Origin of the sequence: Maribellus mangrovi (assembly GCF_037646455.1) — a bacterium.
GTDB lineage: Bacteria > Bacteroidota > Bacteroidia > Bacteroidales > Prolixibacteraceae > Draconibacterium > Draconibacterium mangrovi_A.
Window position 1 is genome coordinate 492,582 of sequence record NZ_JBBIXN010000001.1, and the last position, 17,808, is coordinate 510,389.

Sequence of the window (17,808 nt, forward strand, 5' to 3'; positions counted from 1 at the left end):
TTCAAAGAACTATTACAAATCTAAAATTTTTGAATGCATTCTTAGTGCATTGCAAACAAAATTGTTTTGAATTTTGGTTCTGCAAACCTAAATTTGTTCAATGCATTCTAACTGCACATCAAAATGTCAATTACGAAAAATCCATACATAAGATATCAAACATTAGATAGATGCTTCAGGAATCCCGGTAGAAATTATTTCATCGAAGATTTATTAGAAGAATGCAATCGTGCTATCAGAGAAGTTGACCCTGATGCTGAAGGAATAAAAAAACGACAATTATTTGATGATATACGGTTCTTAGAAAGCGAACAAGGTGGAAGTATACCACTTGAAAGACATAGATTTGGAAAAAGGATTTATTATCGCTATTCAGATTTAAATTTCTCAATAAAGAATCAACCATTAAATCAATTAGAAGGAGAACATTTAAAATCAGCTATTCTAGTTCTTTCAAGGATTAAAGGTCTGCCACAATTTTCTTGGATAAACGAATTAATACCTAAGTTGGAATCAGTCTTAAAATTTGAAGCAGGTGCAGAAAAAATAATGAGCTTTGAATCAAATGTTTATATTAAGGGTATAGAAAATCTTGGTTTGTTGTTTAATGCAATTCTGTACAAGAAGGTTTTATCCATTTCCTACAAACCTTTTAAATTTACTGATTCTATTCTGTTTCAATTTCACCCTTATTATTTGAAACAATATAATAACAGGTGGTTTATTTATGGCCTAAATTCAGAATTAAAGAAAATTTACAACCTTGCACTTGATCGAATAGAATCAATATCTGAGATATCTCAAAAATATATAGAAAATACCTCTGTCGATTTTGAAGAATATTTTGAAGATGTTATTGGTGTGACAGTACCAGAAGACAAAACGTCCGAAATTATCAAATTGTGGTTTTCACCGGAAACAGCTCCTTATGTTCTAACGAAACCGCTTCATGGCTCTCAGCGAAAAATTAGAAATGATGAATCTGGATTAGAAATTTCTATTGATGTAATTCCTAATCATGAACTTGAACAGCTAGTCTTATCTTTTGGAAAAGATTGCAAAGTTTTATCTCCTAAGACTTTTGTTGATAGAATCAAAAATGTTCTTAATAAGTCATTAGCTAATTATTGATTTTCATTGATCCTTAACTCTTTTTGGAATACCCCAAAATTAGAAATCCGGCAGTTAAGTGTAAGTCTCCAACCTAATTTGGAAAAGTTTGGTGCAAGATATCAAGTTTTTTGATTCAATAAATAACTTCTTTTTTAATCATATAATCATTCGGTGATTTGTTAAGCAATTAATTATCCATAGCTTAAAACCATTAAAACAAATAGTAGAAATGAAAGAGATTACATTTACCCGAAAAGAATTATATGATTTAGTTTGGTCTGAACCTTTAATTCGACTCTCAAAAAAATTCAAGATATCTGATAATGGATTAAGGAAAATTTGTAAAAGGATGAATATTCCATTACCGACTGCTGGTCATTGGCAAAAAATCAAATCTGGATATAAAGTCCAAGTCACTAAGCTTCCTGCCAAATTCGAAGGAAATAACACTATTAAATTGATTCTTAGGAATAAAGATGGTAGTTATGTGGAACCTGAACCGTCTCAAAGATCATTAATAAAAAAGGAAATCTTAAATGACCCAAAATTAATTATGAAAGTCCCCGAAAGATTGTCAAATCCTGACCCATTAGTATTACAGGCAAAGGAGACTTTGTTAATTGAAAAGCGAAAAAGTCCTCATTTTGATGGTGTTTTGGAAACCAAACCCGGAGAATTATACATAAGAGTAGCACCTTCAAATGTTGCTCGTTCTTTGCGATTTATGGATGCGTTTATCAAGTTATTGATAGCTCGGAATCATAATGTTCACTTGCAATATGGTAAAATTAAATGTGCAATTAATGGTATTGATTTTGAATTTAGTCTAAAAGAGAAGATGAAAATTGTTAAGCCAAAGGAGAACTTTATTAAAAACGAGTTTCATCCTTCAGGAAAATTGGCTTTCATTGTTGATACTAATCCTCAAAAGGAGTGGAAAGATACTTCTGAATTGATTGAAAATAAACTTCTTGACATATTGATCTATCTTGAGATAAAGAGTTCCGAAGTAAAGGCATGGAAATTGGAGTATGAACGAAAAAGAAAAATTATTGAAGCCGAGGAACAAAAAGCAAATGAACCATTTATTCGCAAACAAACAGAATTGACCTCTTTTGCTAACCTTTTTAAACAAGCAGTTCATTGGCAGCAAACTAAATTTATGAGGGACTATTTGACGTTAGTGATCCAAAATGGTAGAACTACCTTAAACGGAAATGCTGAATTTCAAGAATGGATTGATTGGGCTAAGAAAAAAATCGACTGGTATGATCCTTTTATTCAAGCAAAAGATGATATACTTAATGACGCTGATAGACAAAAATTGATAGAAATATTTAATTCCTATAAATAAAGAGCGGTTAAACTAAAAGTTGTTTCAGATAATGATTTTAAACTTGGTTCGATGAATGTGGCAAAATCTCAAACATCCTATCAAAGACATCACCTTTTACAATAAACTTTTCAGCATCCATTCCCCTTTCCTGTTCAATAACGACACCACCAAAGAAATTCAAAAAACGGTCGAAAGTCCTTAATGTATAACAATGTCCTGCATAATTTTCTTTGGTCGTATAAGTTGGATATGAAATACTTTCCAGCAACATTGGAAAAGCATTAAAGTATTTTTCATTATAAAATTTGTCGGTTCGTTTCAGGTGTCCATACTTATGAAACAGAATCAATGAAAAACCGAAACCAAGTTGACCGATATTATTTTCACCATAATAATCCAAGTGAGCCCAGTTAAATTTCTCCCCATATGTTTTCAATATTAATTGGCACAATTGGTAGTCATCACGGAGAATCTTCTCCCCTTGCTTTGTTAAACTGATTTTGTTATTTCGTTTTTTCGCCAATCCTGAAATTTCCATTAAAACACGAGCCACATGAACACCGGTGGAGTCCATTTCTTTATAAAGTTTTGAAATACCTGATTCAAATTGGTATTCTTTTATGAAACCCTGATTGTATAGTTCTGTCACCACCTTTGTCGGAAGGAATCCCAATTTAGTTAGTTTGACTTCACCTGTTCTGGATATTATTTCTCCTAGATATTTTATCTGGTTGAGAATTGGAATCAGTTTATAGTTATCACCGGTCATTTTCCTAAGCTTAATAGGACTTTTCTCCCCAAATGTATCGTAAAGGATGTGCTGCATCTCAAAGGGAGAATAACCTTCAAATTCAGGTACTGGTCGGTTATTCCGTTCGTTCATGAACTGGTCTATGTGTCCTTGCAATTCATCAAGTGATGTCATTGAAAATGAATTATAAGTGGTGTCTTTTCAAACTTACAACTTTTGGGAGAAAAATTTCCCAAAAATTTCTGACTAATTAGTTTATTTCAGAAATCTTAGATTTTCATCGAACTGGATCCAGATTTGATTTTTGAGATTCTAGCCCCTTTCGACCTTTAAAATACCCTTTCTACAATAGGGGATACAGAAAGACGGAAATTGGGAAACCCGTGAAGGGGGGTAACCAATCGACTCATTTTATAAACCTATTAAATTTATATTCTTTGATTTCTATTGTCTTATATAATGTTGATAGATTTATATTTCATTCCATAAATTTTGATTACTCTCGACAAGACATCACTGAAATAACAAACTACACTCTTAACTGAATTGCCAATCAACATTTGAAATAAAGATCCTCAAGGAGAATCCTGAAGACCAGATCACATCATCCTTCTTCCGCAGTTTAATATTAACTGGCAAAAACCTTTTAATCCACTCATAATCTGTTGATTAATTTTGTTTAATCCTTGGCAGCACTGCATTAAATCACTATATTAGCTATACACCAGATGAATTTTGAAGCAGTCCTTTTGAGAATTACTGGTCGAACAAAAAACTGAAAACGGACGAGGGTGACTGTTCTTATCAGTCAAGGATTAATACCAATATGATTGGTATTTTTCCAACGCATTTCAATTGCCGATTAACATTTCAATTTTTGATCCTTCTTCAGAGTCTCCTGACTTCACCTAATCCTTCTCATTGTTGAGTATCCAGAGAGTTCCTAATGTTATTTTTGCTAATTAAGTTGTGATGAAATATTGCTGATCCGATCTAGCGTGCGATCAAAAAGGATCGCTTACATTAGCCTCACTATGAAACATTAATAATTCATCCAGCTGACACCACCACCGATTTTCTCAAACCAATTTATGCACCAATTAAAAATAAAACGGTTATCAATGGTGGTGTCTCAAAATCCGATTTAAGAGAACTTATCAAGCGTAACCACCGCGTCATCATGTTAGGTCATGGAACTCCGATGGGATTATTATCTGTCGGACAATTTGATGATAGATCTTTTGTTATTGATGACTCATTTTCGGATTTGCTCTCAGAAAAAGAGGATAACATTTATATGTGGTGTCATGCCAGAGAGTTCATGTTATATAATCATTTATGTGGGCTGGGAACAGGAATGTTTATTTCAGCACTCGAAGAAGCACATTATTTTGATTTCGGTGATGTCAATTGGGAGTTTATCAAAGAATCAAATGAAAGATTCGCTTCAACCGTTGGTCAGTATACAGATGAAACACTTGAAATTTTATTTGACCATCTAACCATTGAGTATGGTTTATTAGCAACGAAGAATCCAATTGCTCGGTTTAATCTTGAACGTCTATATCTTAATATTTCAAAGTCATTTGTGGATATTGATACTTTTAGCAAGTAAAATGCGCAAATCAGTTTTAATTCTTACAACTTTATCCTTAGAATATTTTGTTCTAATTTTAAGCTGCATATTTTCCCAGTAAGCAATAATAACATGGAAGATTTTAGATTTTCAAAAGAAATATTTGAAGAAATAATTAATTGGACACTTCCCGGATTAACAATGTATTACAGGGATAGTCTATTGACTAATGAAATAATTACCAAATATCAAGTTGGGCAAATTATACGTTCTCGAACATTTGTAGATGTTTCAAGTTTTGCAGGGAGATTAGCCAAAAATTGTAGGTTTATTTTTGCAACAAATAAAGCTGCTCCATTATATCAATTTAATCCTGATACAGAAAGGTGGAAATTACATACAATCAATGCAAATAGTTATTTTAAAGTGTTAGACATTTATCAGAAAGTTGATAAAATTCAATTTTTGCTTATACACATACCAGCTAAGGGTATTGATTTTTTTAAAAAAGCTGTTATAAGAATAAACGGAGAAGCTATTGAACGAGAGATTATCCAAAAATCAAGAATTAGTTTTGACCAAAAGATGGAATTGGATGTTATTCCAGAACTTGAAGAACAAGAATGGATAAACAGAACAAGCTTCCCGATTGGATTAGATAATAGAAACGATCTTTTCCCTCTATATCCAGTAGAAGATTTAATACCCCAAGCTGTTCCTCTTTACGATGCTATATTTAAAATGACAAACGACACAGAACTCAATATAGCAAAGCCAATCTTTTAAATAGTAGTATCTCTAAATGCTTATTTTATATGGAAATATTCAGAAGTAAATTACCAGCATCTATATTAATTGACCACAACTACCTTTTTCATGGTACCAGTAATATCTATGAAAGTAAATTAGATACCGGAGATACGAAAGGAAACAAAGAGATACCTATTGAGCTTATCTCTAATGTTCTATCTCTGTATAAAGGAATTAAATGGTTTGGAGATCATGGTGGAGGATATGCAGTATTAAGCACATTCTCTGTTGCTGATCAAAATAGAAAAGGAAAATATTTATTTCTTGGGGAAACTTATCAAAGATCCTGTTTATATGCTACTAAAGATTTCGCAGGAGGTGAATTAAACCGTTCTCTATATCACAGTATAAGGGATCTATTTACTTACATTGAAGACAAAGCAGTTCGTGAGAAACATAGAAAACAAATGGAAAGGGATTATCCCTTCACCGGTGAAAAATACGATGTTAACTTGGAGTATCTGAATTACGAGCTAAAGAAATATTTACAAATTTATTCTGAATTGTCAAATCTAATTAACTCTTATAAATATGGGGTCATTTACTGTTACAAAATTGAGAAAGAAGATTATCCCAAATTAATTCACAGAGGTCAAATGGGAATAATGGTTCATGAACCTCTCCCAAGTAAAAGATTACAGGCAAAATTAATTTTAAACAATCCGGAAGAAATCTATAATGAAAACTTGATTTCTAATTCTAACTTCAAAAGAAGTTTAATTTGGAAAAGCAGACTAAGTGGATAATTAGATCAATCAGACTGAGCAATCTAGGTTATAATTTTTGTTACCCATGATCCTTATTAAATAAAAAACCACACATAATGAAAAATAAAACTGGAACTTTTTACTCTTGGATTATTTATGACAAAAGAATAGCAGTAAAGAATTGCGACAAATCATTCTTCGAATATAATAGCTCAGGCATTCCAACTGAAGTTAGATGGTTCTTTAATGTTGAAAACTTAGCTAATGGTGCTAAAGTGGAGATAAAATTAACCTTTAACAAAGTAACCTATGATGCCTATATTGCTAAAGAAACAGACATCTCTGGACGAACAAGGATCTTTTGGCACAGCGACTTAAAGGATATTTTTAATAAATACGATAACAAAAAACGGGCTGAATATCCAACTTTAAGGTTTGAGAAAATTAAAGCAAATAATTACACGATTTCATTTATTAATGAAAACAAGACTAATGAAGTGAATCTTAGTTTTGAAAATGAAATTGAGGTTATTGATAAGAAAGAAGGAAAGAAAATAGCACGGTACGTAACTTTATATGAAAGAAATAAGAAAAATCGACAAGAAGCAATTAAGTTTCATGGAACAAATTGCATGGCGTGTGGATTTAATTTTGAAGAAGTTTACGGAGAGTATGCAAGAGAATTCATTGAAGTACATCATATCAAACCTTTATTTGAAATGGATGAAGAACTTATAATTAATCCCAAAACAGATTTAATTTGCATTTGTTCTAATTGTCATCGCGTTATTCATTTGAAGAAGAACAATGTTTTATCTCTTTATGAATTAAAATTAATATTGAAGAAAAATACATACAAGTGAAATTCATATCCCCAACACCAACTACTTTCTTTTTAATCTTGATAAAAAGGAAAGCGCTAAAAATCCTTAAACTGTGCTAAAATAAAGGGCATTCAGAGGTTTTTGCTTTATTTTTAATGTAAGAATTAAAGGAAAGTAAAAATGAAAATAAAGTATAACCGTTTGTCAACTTTGCATCAGTCAGGAAATCGTTTCTCAGCAGATTCAACAAAATATGATTTAGTCTTACTTGACCGTGTGTCTGGAACAGTTCCATTTGCGGAAAGAGAAAAAGCAAAAGTTCTTATCAAATTAGTTGAAGAAAAGAAAGTATCTGAAATTTATGTGGAAGAACTGTCGAGATTAGGCCGGAACACAGGTAACGTAATATCAACCTTAGCATGGCTTGACTCCTATAAGATAAATGTGGTAGTAAGGAATCTGGGGCTTCAATCCAGACCAAATAATAAAAAGAATAAGATTTGGGAAATAATTACAGCAACGCTGTCCAGTCTATACTCGATGGAGCTTGAGAATATAAAAGAAAGAACCTCAGTTGGTAGAATGGTCTATGTCCAAAGTGGCGGAAAACTTGGAAGGCCTTACAATTCGAATGAAAGTAACTCAACCTTTTTAAAAAAGAAACGCAGTCAAGACATAATCAAATACCTTGAAAGAGGAATGTCATACAATGAAGTTGCAAAATTAGTTGGCTGCTCTACAAAAACTATCGCAAAAGTCAAAAAAATCATGTTTGCCACCGGATGAATTTTGTTGCAGTTCTTTTGAGGATCACCGGTATAACAAAAACCTGAAAACGAGCGAGAATAACTGGACTTAACCAGTTTTGGATTGGCACCATATTGGTGCTTTTCCTGTTCACTAACTTTTTTGTCGTAAAAAATGAATCGATTTCACGAATAAGACAATCCAAAACTCATTTCACTATTGATTTTTGCCGATAAATATTTTCACATTCCGACAGGACCAGCAAGGATTTTTGGACTGGCTTGTTTTAACAAATTCGAAAAATCTAGATGTGGATATTACGACAAAAGAGATGTATAAAAACCTTTATTGATATATGTTTTGAGTCAAGAAGAAAACTAGATCGGTGGTAATTTCCACCTTTCTTCTATAAACTTTAAAACTTTATACTTTCTGCAATACCTTCAAAATCTCAACCATGGCTAAAGTATCCAGTTTACAGTATTCAAGTAAGTCTGTCCGAGTTTTTGCGATTACCGATTCATTAGTTTCGGTATATAAGTATTCGAATGCAAGACTGGCCATGTCTCCTTTATTTATCTCAAGATTCTCATAACTAAATCCCAGAACAAGCGCAGGAAGTACCAATTTAATTGAATAAGATCCTTTCATATCAGGAGTATAATACCATTTCTTAGAAAATGGCTCCATTAAATCCACAATACGACTATTAATTCTATCAATAGAATCTTTATAGTGGGGAAAATCCCTTGCAATTTCTTTCAAGCGAGTTATTTCAAAACTCTTATTGTACACCACAACATCACCTGTATCTTCAATATCTGTAATAAGTTGCTCAATAAATGTAATACGTGGATCACCATTTGTTTCTGCTAAAAATTCTTTATGAATCAAGTCTCCATTGTTTTCCTTTAGAATATGCAGTGAATACTGAAACGGAATCTGTTGGTAAGGGCGTGATTCATTAAAGAGTGGTATTGCAGGTTGAAAGGTTTCAAAGTCAAGAAAATAAAGTGGGAACGTAAATTCTTTAATAAACTTTTGAATTCGCTTTGAATCAATGGTTCTCTCACCACTTTTCTCCGCATAAACTTGTAATTGCTGGTTATCACTTAGCGGGTAATCGCTCGGAACATCTTTAACTTCAAGTATCCCTTGCCGATAAAGATTAAACTTCTTATCTGCCGACAATCGAGAGATATCGAAAACGCTGTACTCTGGTATCCCACTCCAACAATGACCTATAAATGAACAAGAATATGGATCCTTGCATTGCTTTCCTATATCAATATCGGGTGCAATATCATTACCCAGCATTTGTTTCAGAAGGTTGATGTTTTTTATGACATCACCCTGTATTAACTGCACCTCATTCAGAACACTTTGTATCGTGAATAATTCGTGAACATCAAGCTCATCCTTTCTTACATACTGATTATTTAAATGGATTACAAAAATATCTTCCAATTCTAATCCTACTGAAGTCAAAACATGATATTGGAATGCAGTATCCCAAATATAAACATCACTTATGGATGTTGAACCTTTTACTTCATACGCATACCACTTCCCTTCTTCCTTTACCAGAATATCAACAAAACATATTGTCCCATTCACACTAAATCCGGCTTCATAAATTACATCCTGCCCATCGCCAATTAGTTTTGAAGTTTCTGAAAGTACTCTCCCAAAATCTGAAGGTATAAATTCTCCTAAATCGACACCCCCGGGAAAAAGTTGTTGTGCTAAAATACCTACATTGGTTCCCTTATCGAATATTGCTTGTTGCGACTCTGAAATTTGGTCTTCTAATTCAGGATGATGTTTTTTTAGGTACAAGGATTTATAACACTGAAGCCCCCGAATGAATGATGACTTAGAAATAGGTTGTCTTTTTATTTGATTCATCTTATTGAGGTTTTATCAACTTTCCAATACGTTCCATCTTTACTGTTTTTACCTTTTCTGTCACATCTTGTGACTTTTTGAAGGTCTTTTGGAATTTCTAAGTTCATCCATGGGATATCTCCATCTGGTTTCATTAAATGAGGAACTTTTGTTAAGTTTAGCCTGTTAGGTTTTTTAGGAGATATTAAAACAAAATGTGGAATTGCAATTTCTGAAAATACATCACCATGTTCACCAAAAATGTTTCTTAATCTTTCAGCCTTAGATAAAACTTGCTTATTCGTCCAGCTTGATTCTGCTTTACATTCACATAAAATCAAATGGGTTTTAGCAGAATCATAGTTATCAGGAAATGCGACTAATAGATCGACATCTTCTTGATTTGCAGTTATTAATTTCGGATCTCGTACGTTAACTGTTTTGATAGGATTGGTAGAAAGATACAGAGAGGCATAAATCCAATCCAAATGATAATCCATCGCAACAAAAGCAGTTGATGGTATTTCTTGATTCATGCTTGTCAAGGTTTTTTGCAAAGCTGATTTAAAACTGTCTGCCATTTCAAACTTTTCATTACCTAATGCAGTTCCTACCAAAAAGAACCTTTCCTTTCGATTAAATTTTCTGAGGTTATTAATTAGTTCATTCATTGGCTATTTTCTTTGGCATAAGGCACAATTTAGTGATTTTCATTTAGTTCGCAGCACAATAAACACTTTGATATTTTTTTAATTTCAGTTGTTTTTACAGAATACTCACAAATCAATTGTATTAAAAAGTCTAAGAGATTATTGTGAATCCATGATTTGAACAAGCATTCAAATTCATCGTTTATAATTTTTCAAAAATAGATACTTTTCTATCCGGTATTTCCTCAATCTTTGTATATTTTTGCTTTTATGAATAAGCTTAAATTCTCCGGTCACGAAACTTTTGTTGTAAGAAACTTTTGGCCGAAAAAAGGATATGATTTTATTATTAATGGTGGAAATTTTAATGCTGATGAAGCTGTAGTAGAACTGGGGGTTGGTAGGAACATGGTAACTTCCATAAATTTTTGGATGAAGGCACTTGGATTAGTAGATGAAAAAAATGGAACACCAACCCAAATTGCAAACTTTCTTTTTGGTAAAAATGGAGTTGATCCATATTTGGAAGATATCGCTTCTATTTGGTTGTTACACTATTATTTAGTTAAAACGGATTTTTCTACAATATACCAAAGTGTATTTAATCATTTTCGAAAAGAAAGAGCAAGTTTTAAAAAAAGTCAACTAAAAGCTTTTATTAAACGTTTATATGCTGAAGCAAATGACAATAGGTTCAATGAATCCACTATTGACAAAGATATTAGCGTCTTCTGCAGATTATACAATACTCCCAATTTCCGTGAAATAAAAAAGGATTATGAAGATGAAGTTTCTGGATTAATGCTTGAACTTTCGTTGCTTCATTCAACTATTGAAAGCACCGATGGAGAAAAAGGGAAAAAGAAAGTTGAATGGTTTCATTTAACCGCTAAAAGTCGAAAAAGCTTACCTTATATTATTACTTTATTTTCCATTTTAGATCAACATGAAAAATCCAAATCAATTTCATTTAGACGATTAGAAGTTGAGGAAAACAGTCCCGGAATGGTTTTTCTTTTAAACAAGGATGGTTTGTATGAACAATTAAAGGAGATTGAACAAAACGTTGATGGGACTCAATTAAATGAATCACAAGGTAATATAAATTTGATATTACCAGAAAATCTTGACAAGTGGCAACTACTAAAGGATTACTATGCAAACTAAATATTTTTCACCATCCATAAATATTTTAAGAGATATAGACAATGAATTGTCATATATCCCTACACGAAATGGAGAAACAGCTTTCCAAAAAATAGTCAATGCCTACCAACAGGGAACAAAATCCTTTAATATAATTGGTGCATACGGTTCTGGCAAGTCTGCTTTTGTCTTAGCATTTGAAAAAGTAATAAATAAAAAAGCTAACTATTTTAACAATTCATTAAATGGGGAAATAAAGAGCTATCAACCTCATTTTATTGTGGGAGAGTATAATTCATTCAAAAGAAGCTTTTGTGAGTCATTTGAAATTAATCCGAACGAGGATATATTTAAACAACTTAAAAACAGAATAAAGAAAAATGAAGGGTTGCTGTTGGTTATTGATGAATTCGGAAAATTTTTAGAATATGCAGCCAAAGAGAATCCAGAAGACGAATTATACTTTATTCAACAAATCGCAGAATTCGTTAATTCGCCTGAGAGTAATATTTTCTTTATAACAACTCTACATCAAGCATTCGAAGACTATGCTCTATCATTATCCAAAGCTCAAAAAAAGGAGTGGGACAAAGTTAAAGGGAGACTAGTTGAGGTAACTTTCAATGAACCTGTTGAACAACTTTTATTCTTGGCATCTGAGAGGATAGTTCAGAAAGATATTAAAAGCAACTTCTCACCTGCTAAAGAAAAGCAACTTTTCAATGCGATTGCTACGGCTAATGCATTTCCATTAAAAGATTATTTCTCCCTTGAATTTGCAGAAAAACTTTTTCCGTTTGATATTCTATCCGCTTCAGTTGTGACTCTTGCATTTCAGGTATATGGACAAAATGAAAGATCTTTATTCTCTTTTTTAGAATCAAATGATTTTTTAGCCTTAAACGATTTCCGAGATGGTGAACAATATTACAGTATTACAAATGTTTATGACTACCTAGTTTATAACTTCCATAGTTTATTGAGTTCCAATTATAATCCACATGCTGTACAATGGCGTTCAATAAAAGAAGCTATTGAAAGAGCGGAATCAGAGTTGGATAAAGGATTAACTGATGCCGTTAAACTTATTAAGGTGATTGGACTTCTAACAATATTTGGAAGGGCTGGACAAAAAATTAATAAACCTTTTTTACTCACTTATGCAAAAATTGCTTTAGGGATTAATCAGGCAGAAGAAATTATTGATCTATTAGAAAGCAAACAAATAATACGATATCGTAAATACAACCAACGCTATATTTTATTTAAAGGTACCGATTTTGATATCAACCTAGAACTTGAGCTTGCCGAGACGGCAGTCTCTTCGGATATTGGGATAGTTCAACAATTAAACAATCATTTTAATTTTCCGATTCTACAGGCTAAAAAAGCATATTATGAAAAGGGCACGCCTCGATATTTTGTTTACGTACTCAGCGAAGATCTAACGACCAAACAACCGGAAGGAGCAATTGATGGTTTTATAAATATTGTATTTAATCAAATTGGCGATGAATCTAAACTAAAAAAGCTATCGTCTGAGAATAAGGAAGCAGTTTTATTTGGTTTCTATCAAGAAACGGAACAGCTAAAAAAACAATTATTAGAACTTCAAAAAATTCTACATGTTTTAATTAAGTGTGAAGGTGATGACGTTGCAACTCATGAGCTTGATAATCAGTTGCTATTCGCGAGAGAAAGATTAAACCACTTATTTGTTGATTCTTTTTATGGTGAAAATGCAAAGGTTCATTGGTTTTATAATGGAGAACAAGTTTTCTTGAAAAATGAAAAAGAGCTCAATCAAAAAATATCAGAAATCTGTTTAGAAGTATATTCTAAAACTCCTACACTTCGAAACGAGTTAATGAACAGAGAGAAAACTACAAGCACTATATCGGCAGCTAAGAATAAACTACTAGCTCATGCGTTAACTCATGAAAATGAACCATTATTAGGATTTGAAGAAGATAAGTTTCCACCTGAAAAAACTATCTATTTATCGCTACTTCATAACACAGGAATTCATAAACAGAATGATCAGGAATTCATTTTCAAGGAACCTGTCGACAAATCATTTTCTGACCTTTGGAACTTTTCACAAGAATACCTTGAAAGTTGTACCACGGCACCCAAACGGTTAGATGAGTTTATAAAACTTCTACGAAATAGACCATTCAAGTTAAAGCAAGGATTTATTGATTTTTGGGTTCCCTTATTTCTTATAATAAAACAACAACATTTTGCTTTGTATGAGGAAGATGAATTTGTTCCTCAAATAACTAGTGATACGATTGAGGTTGCAATGAAGCAACCTCGTAAATACCTAATAAGTTATTTTAAACTCAATGGCACAAAGCTTGATATTTTTAATAAATACCGATATTTCTTAAATCAAGTACAGGAAGATGCACCTACGAGGGATACATTTATTGAAACAATAAAACCATTCTTGTCTTTTTATAAACGGTTAGTGCCATATACTCAAAACACAAAGCATCTCAGCGACAAAGCACTTCGTTTAAAAGAAGCATTAACAAATGCGGAAAAACCCGAAAAAGTATTCTTTGAGGACATCCCACGGGCTTTAGGATATGGAACAGACGATTTATTAAATAATAAAAGAATAGAAGAATTCACTGTAATTCTTCATACTGCAACAAGTGAATTAAGTAGTGCCTTTGCTAACTTATTAAACCGAATAGAACTAAGAATAAATACTGTTTTAGGGGATGAAAATATTACATTCCCAGACAATAAAACTGCTCTTCAAGAACGCTTTTCTAAGGTTAAAACCGAACGATTAAACACAAGACTCAAAGTGCTTCTCCAAAGAATTAATACTCCACTTGATGACAGACAATCATGGCTTAATTCTATTGCAACCGCTGTTGTTAACAAGATGCCAGATAAATTTACAGATCAAGACGAATTAGCATTTAATAGCCTTTTTGTCCAACACATAAGTGATTTAGATAATTTATCAGACATTAGCAAATCAGACATAAATGAAGAAAAAGAAGAAGTTTTAAAACTTGAATTAACATCTTTTGTTAAAGGGGTACAAAAGCAATTAATTAGGTTGCCGAAAAGAAAGATTACAAAAATTGAAGATAAAGCTAAAAATATCCAAGAAATGCTTTATCCTGATGACCGCCAAGCAAACATTGCTTTACTGTTAAAGTTATTACAAAAAGAGATTGAGGATGAGTAAACGGGTAAGACATGTAATGGGAATCTCAGGAGGTAAGGACAGCACTGCTCTTGCTATTTATATGAAAATCAACTACCCTGAGATTGATATGGAGTATTACTTTTCCGATACAGGGAAAGAATTGGAAGAAGTGTATGAACTAATTGAACAATTGGAAAGTTTTTTAGGCAAACCTGTTTTGAGGCTACATGCTAGCAATAGTCATAAAGATCCTTTCGATCATTATTTAGATATCTACAATGGTTATTTACCATCCTCTATGGCACGGTGGTGTACTAAAAAACTGAAGCTTGACCCTTTTGAGGAATGGTTAGGTAATGACTTAGCAATAAGCTATGTTGCTATCCGTGGAGATGAGGATCGTGAAGGCTATGTCTCCACTAAATCGAATATTCAGACCGTATTTCCATTCCGTAAACATATGTGGAGCATGGAAATTCTTCATAAAGTATTACATAACTCTTCAATTGAAAAACTCGAAAAAATCTATTTGAAAATTGGAGATGAAGATAAACATGACAGATATAAAGAAATTATTAGACGAAGTCAATCTCCGAAGTACCTATTTTCACAAAAACTGGGGGATTTGCTTGATCTTGGAATTGCAACCTTCAATCATGTAGTTTTTGAGTTTCTAAAAGGCACAGATTACCCAATAGCCCAAATTGATGAGTTTACCTTATTGAATAATGAAGATTCTATTGATATAAATGGCGTATTTGATTTATTTAAGGTTGGGGGAGTGAATCTTCCGGCATATTACAACGAAGTTGAGTTTGAAGTAGATGGCGAAAAAGGTACATTTCATAGGTCTCGTTCAGGGTGCTATTTCTGTTTCTATCAACGAAAAATTGAATGGATCTGGTTATATGAAAGACACCGTGATTTATTTGAATTAGCACGTTCTTACGAAAAGGAAGTGCGAAATGAAAAAGGAGAAATCATTGAAAAATATACATGGATGGATGGTGAAAGTCTGGATGATATCATTCAACCGGAACGTATGAACCAGATTAAGCGTGACCATTTGCAGAAGATACGCAATAAGCTTGGTCACCCTAAATCGAATAAGCTTATTGATATATTAGATGATGGAGAAGAATTATGTGCTAATTGTTTTATTTGATAAACAAAATGGATACAAAAGAAAAAGTATACTTGGCTGGTGGAATGCAATCAAATTGGCATGAGATAATTACAAGTCGGCTGCAGAACAAATTTCTATTTTATAATCCGAAAGATCATGAACTTAATGTGAGCGAACTTTATACATTGTGGGACTTACATCACATTAAGAAGTCGGATATTGTATTTGCGTATTTAGAAAAAGATAACCCATCTGGATACGGTCTAACTTTAGAGGTAGGCTATGCAAAGGCTTTAAATAAAACTATCATCTTAATTGATGAAAAATCCGAGACTGATCCAGATTTTAAGATTCGTTTTGAGATAGTTCGGAACTCCAGTTCTGCCGTTTTTAACAATCTTGAGGAAGGAATTAAATTTTTAGAACGATTTTCAATTTACGCTGGTTAGATTCTTCATTTCTTCGTTTAATTCATTTACCCTTCTATCTAAAATTTTATCTATATCGCTAGGGAAAGTAAAATCACTGAACCTATCAATTTCATTTCTAATTTTACCTTCAAACGCGTTTTTCATAAGAAAGTAATGGGTCAATAATTGAGGTAAATACTTGTCTCTAAGATTTTCATCATCAATTAAACCTGAATTCTTCTTTATAATTTCAACACATTGATCTCCAATACAAATGATTTCATTAAGTAAAACTGCGTCATTTCCGTTAAATTCTGTTCCATCAATTAATTCAGATAAAGTCTTGAAGCTTTTCCCATTTTTAAATATTTGATGAAGTTCATCACTAATTCTTCGAAGAAGTTGTAATGGCGCATACAGATCATTCAACCGGCTCACTATCAGCTGTCTATCGGCAGCTCTCATATTGTAATTGTATTCAGCCTTTTTTAACTCTCGATTTTCTTTGATTAATCTCCTATTTATTAAGAACGAAAAAATAAGTGCTACAATACCAACTAAAGTAGGTCCTAGTTTTTCAAGGAATTCGAGTAGTGTCATTATTTTATTTTTTTATAAGAAATAACTTGTGAATAATTTGGTCTTCTCCACGAAAATTCGTTGTCGAAATAACAGATCCATTCATACAAAATATTTACTATCAGATCTCGTTTAAGTTCCCAACTACGAGGCGTAGGTACAGTCGTAGTATTATTTTGGATCCAACTGACCACTCCTCCATAATGAAGCGATTGAGTAGGTGTAGACTTAATATGCCCCTTCAGGCTAACAATAAATGGGTGTTGATTAAAAGTCTCCTTCATATATTTGAAGAACTTTTTCTTATTCATTCCCAAGGGGACTTTATACAATGCCAAATCACTGAGTGCATATCTTTGATCCTCTGCCGAAAAGGCTACGGGATTTGAATAGATCTGATACAAAAGTTTTGGAGTCTCACTCATTGGGAGTTGAGATAATAAGAAATAATCAACTTCCTTTTTATTCGTGCTTAATTGAAGATAATCTGAGGTTGGTTTGGGTGAATCCTCTACTAGTTTTCTAATTTTATCAAACAAGTTTTGATCTACAATCTCACTTTCCGAAATGATATTTTGTAAATATAACCTATCCTCGAAGGACATGTTGTTATAAATGCCATTCAACTCGTAATTAAAGATACCTTCTTCAGCAATACCGCGCCCCGAAACATTCGCAGAACCAAACAGAATAGATTCTTCATTGTTCCAAAATGCTTTTAAATGAATCCTTGTGTTTCGATAAAGAGTAATTCTGTTTTGGCGACAGTATCTAAACAGTTCCAAATCTGAACTACCTTGAACTATATCTTTTATGTTCCAACGTACAACTATCTGAACCGATCTATTTTTTAATGGAAGTTGCTTTAAAACATCCGATTTAATATATGGGGAATATATAATTATTGAGTCATGTTTTGATATATATTCTATTGTCGAATTGAATAGTCCGTTGCCGCTTGAAAATAACAT

The 17,808-nt window shown here is 32.5% G+C and carries 16 protein-coding genes; 11 read left to right on the top strand and 5 right to left on the bottom strand.

Going from position 1 to position 17,808, the window contains the following annotated elements:
- Positions 1-123: 123 nt before the first annotated feature.
- Together WFY05_RS01780 and WFY05_RS01785 are read left to right on the top strand one after the other, a co-directional pair.
- Positions 124-1,131, top strand: a complete 1,008-nt coding sequence (locus WFY05_RS01780) for a helix-turn-helix transcriptional regulator (RefSeq protein WP_340111003.1) — start codon at positions 124-126, stop codon at positions 1,129-1,131.
- Between the two features lie 211 nt (positions 1,132-1,342).
- The gene (locus tag WFY05_RS01785) at positions 1,343-2,467 is read left to right on the top strand and encodes a hypothetical protein (protein WP_340111004.1); all 1,125 of its coding nucleotides are present in this window, start codon (positions 1,343-1,345) and stop codon (positions 2,465-2,467) included.
- Positions 2,468-2,504: 37 nt separating this feature from the next.
- Here the strand turns inward: WFY05_RS01785 and WFY05_RS01790 are convergent, their stop codons facing one another.
- Positions 2,505-3,374 (bottom strand): hypothetical protein, encoded by an 870-nt coding sequence (locus tag WFY05_RS01790; protein ID WP_340111005.1) that lies wholly within the window; start codon positions 3,372-3,374, stop codon positions 2,505-2,507.
- Positions 3,375-4,380: 1,006 nt separating this feature from the next.
- Between WFY05_RS01790 and WFY05_RS01795 the strand changes: the two genes are divergently transcribed.
- The 5 genes from WFY05_RS01795 to WFY05_RS01815 all read left to right on the top strand — a co-directional run bounded on the left by WFY05_RS01795 (position 4,381) and on the right by WFY05_RS01815 (position 7,903).
- Positions 4,381-4,815 (top strand): hypothetical protein, encoded by a 435-nt coding sequence (locus WFY05_RS01795; protein ID WP_340111006.1) that lies wholly within the window; start codon positions 4,381-4,383, stop codon positions 4,813-4,815.
- 93 nt (positions 4,816-4,908) lie between these two features.
- Positions 4,909-5,562, top strand: coding sequence for a hypothetical protein (locus WFY05_RS01800; RefSeq protein ID WP_340111007.1), 654 nt, complete (start codon positions 4,909-4,911; stop codon positions 5,560-5,562).
- Positions 5,563-5,591: 29 nt separating this feature from the next.
- Positions 5,592-6,332: a hypothetical protein gene (locus WFY05_RS01805; RefSeq protein WP_340111008.1), complete on the top strand. Its 741-nt coding sequence runs from the start codon at positions 5,592-5,594 to the stop codon at positions 6,330-6,332.
- A 77-nt stretch (positions 6,333-6,409) separates the two neighbouring features.
- Positions 6,410-7,156, top strand: a complete 747-nt coding sequence (locus WFY05_RS01810) for an HNH endonuclease (protein ID WP_340111009.1) — start codon at positions 6,410-6,412, stop codon at positions 7,154-7,156.
- 141 nt (positions 7,157-7,297) lie between these two features.
- Positions 7,298-7,903 (top strand): recombinase family protein, encoded by a 606-nt coding sequence (locus WFY05_RS01815; RefSeq protein ID WP_340111010.1) that lies wholly within the window; start codon positions 7,298-7,300, stop codon positions 7,901-7,903.
- A 384-nt stretch (positions 7,904-8,287) separates the two neighbouring features.
- Here WFY05_RS01815 and WFY05_RS01820 read toward each other — a convergent pair whose 3' ends face one another.
- Positions 8,288-9,772: a DUF2779 domain-containing protein gene (locus WFY05_RS01820; RefSeq protein WP_340111011.1), complete on the bottom strand. Its 1,485-nt coding sequence runs from the start codon at positions 9,770-9,772 to the stop codon at positions 8,288-8,290.
- Entirely contained in the window at positions 9,769-10,422 is a 654-nt protein-coding gene (locus WFY05_RS01825; RefSeq protein ID WP_340111012.1) for a hypothetical protein, read from the bottom strand. The genes WFY05_RS01820 and WFY05_RS01825 overlap by 4 nt, the downstream gene beginning before the upstream one ends.
- Positions 10,423-10,671: 249 nt before the next feature.
- Between WFY05_RS01825 and WFY05_RS01830 the strand changes: the two genes are divergently transcribed.
- The 4 genes from WFY05_RS01830 to WFY05_RS01845 are packed head-to-tail and all read left to right on the top strand — an operon-like array spanning position 10,672 to position 16,297.
- Positions 10,672-11,568, top strand: a complete 897-nt coding sequence (locus WFY05_RS01830) for a DUF4007 family protein (RefSeq protein ID WP_340111013.1) — start codon at positions 10,672-10,674, stop codon at positions 11,566-11,568.
- Complete coding sequence (locus WFY05_RS01835) at positions 11,558-14,761, top strand: hypothetical protein (protein WP_340111014.1); 3,204 nt, start codon at positions 11,558-11,560, stop codon at positions 14,759-14,761. The genes WFY05_RS01830 and WFY05_RS01835 overlap by 11 nt, the downstream gene beginning before the upstream one ends.
- On the top strand, positions 14,754-15,887 hold the full coding sequence (locus tag WFY05_RS01840; protein WP_340111015.1) for a phosphoadenosine phosphosulfate reductase domain-containing protein: 1,134 nt from the start codon (positions 14,754-14,756) through the stop codon (positions 15,885-15,887). Before WFY05_RS01835 ends, WFY05_RS01840 begins: the two co-directional genes overlap by 8 nt.
- An 8-nt stretch (positions 15,888-15,895) precedes the next feature.
- Positions 15,896-16,297: a nucleoside 2-deoxyribosyltransferase domain-containing protein gene (locus WFY05_RS01845; RefSeq protein WP_340111016.1), complete on the top strand. Its 402-nt coding sequence runs from the start codon at positions 15,896-15,898 to the stop codon at positions 16,295-16,297.
- On the opposite strand, the gene WFY05_RS01850 is transcribed toward WFY05_RS01845, so the two are convergent.
- Together WFY05_RS01850 and WFY05_RS01855 are read right to left on the bottom strand one after the other, a co-directional pair.
- Entirely contained in the window at positions 16,280-16,858 is a 579-nt protein-coding gene (locus WFY05_RS01850) for a hypothetical protein (protein WP_340111017.1), read from the bottom strand. The two genes, WFY05_RS01845 and WFY05_RS01850, sit on opposite strands and share 18 nt — an antisense overlap.
- Positions 16,858-17,808: a phospholipase D-like domain-containing protein gene (locus WFY05_RS01855; protein ID WP_340111018.1), complete on the bottom strand. Its 951-nt coding sequence runs from the start codon at positions 17,806-17,808 to the stop codon at positions 16,858-16,860. The genes WFY05_RS01850 and WFY05_RS01855 overlap by 1 nt, the downstream gene beginning before the upstream one ends.

Excerpts from the sequence above, each read along its gene's own strand:
- WFY05_RS01825 (WP_340111012.1), bottom strand. The coding sequence starts at position 10,422 with ATGAATGAACTAATTAATAACCTCAGAAAATTTAATCGAAAGGAAAGG.
- WFY05_RS01785 (WP_340111004.1), top strand. The coding sequence starts at position 1,343 with ATGAAAGAGATTACATTTACCCGAAAAGAATTATATGATTTAGTTTGG.
- WFY05_RS01850 (WP_340111017.1), bottom strand. The coding sequence starts at position 16,858 with ATGACACTACTCGAATTCCTTGAAAAACTAGGACCTACTTTAGTTGGT.
- WFY05_RS01795 (WP_340111006.1), top strand. The coding sequence starts at position 4,381 with ATGTTAGGTCATGGAACTCCGATGGGATTATTATCTGTCGGACAATTT.
- WFY05_RS01830 (WP_340111013.1), top strand. The coding sequence starts at position 10,672 with ATGAATAAGCTTAAATTCTCCGGTCACGAAACTTTTGTTGTAAGAAAC.
- WFY05_RS01780 (WP_340111003.1), top strand. The coding sequence starts at position 124 with ATGTCAATTACGAAAAATCCATACATAAGATATCAAACATTAGATAGA.
- WFY05_RS01820 (WP_340111011.1), bottom strand. The coding sequence starts at position 9,772 with ATGAATCAAATAAAAAGACAACCTATTTCTAAGTCATCATTCATTCGG.
- WFY05_RS01810 (WP_340111009.1), top strand. The coding sequence starts at position 6,410 with ATGAAAAATAAAACTGGAACTTTTTACTCTTGGATTATTTATGACAAA.
- WFY05_RS01805 (WP_340111008.1), top strand. The coding sequence starts at position 5,592 with ATGGAAATATTCAGAAGTAAATTACCAGCATCTATATTAATTGACCAC.
- WFY05_RS01845 (WP_340111016.1), top strand. The coding sequence starts at position 15,896 with ATGGATACAAAAGAAAAAGTATACTTGGCTGGTGGAATGCAATCAAAT.
- WFY05_RS01840 (WP_340111015.1), top strand. The coding sequence starts at position 14,754 with ATGAGTAAACGGGTAAGACATGTAATGGGAATCTCAGGAGGTAAGGAC.
- WFY05_RS01790 (WP_340111005.1), bottom strand. The coding sequence starts at position 3,374 with ATGACATCACTTGATGAATTGCAAGGACACATAGACCAGTTCATGAAC.
- WFY05_RS01835 (WP_340111014.1), top strand. The coding sequence starts at position 11,558 with ATGCAAACTAAATATTTTTCACCATCCATAAATATTTTAAGAGATATA.
- WFY05_RS01815 (WP_340111010.1), top strand. The coding sequence starts at position 7,298 with ATGAAAATAAAGTATAACCGTTTGTCAACTTTGCATCAGTCAGGAAAT.
- WFY05_RS01855 (WP_340111018.1), bottom strand. The coding sequence starts at position 17,808 with ATGTTATTTTCAAGCGGCAACGGACTATTCAATTCGACAATAGAATAT.
- WFY05_RS01800 (WP_340111007.1), top strand. The coding sequence starts at position 4,909 with ATGGAAGATTTTAGATTTTCAAAAGAAATATTTGAAGAAATAATTAAT.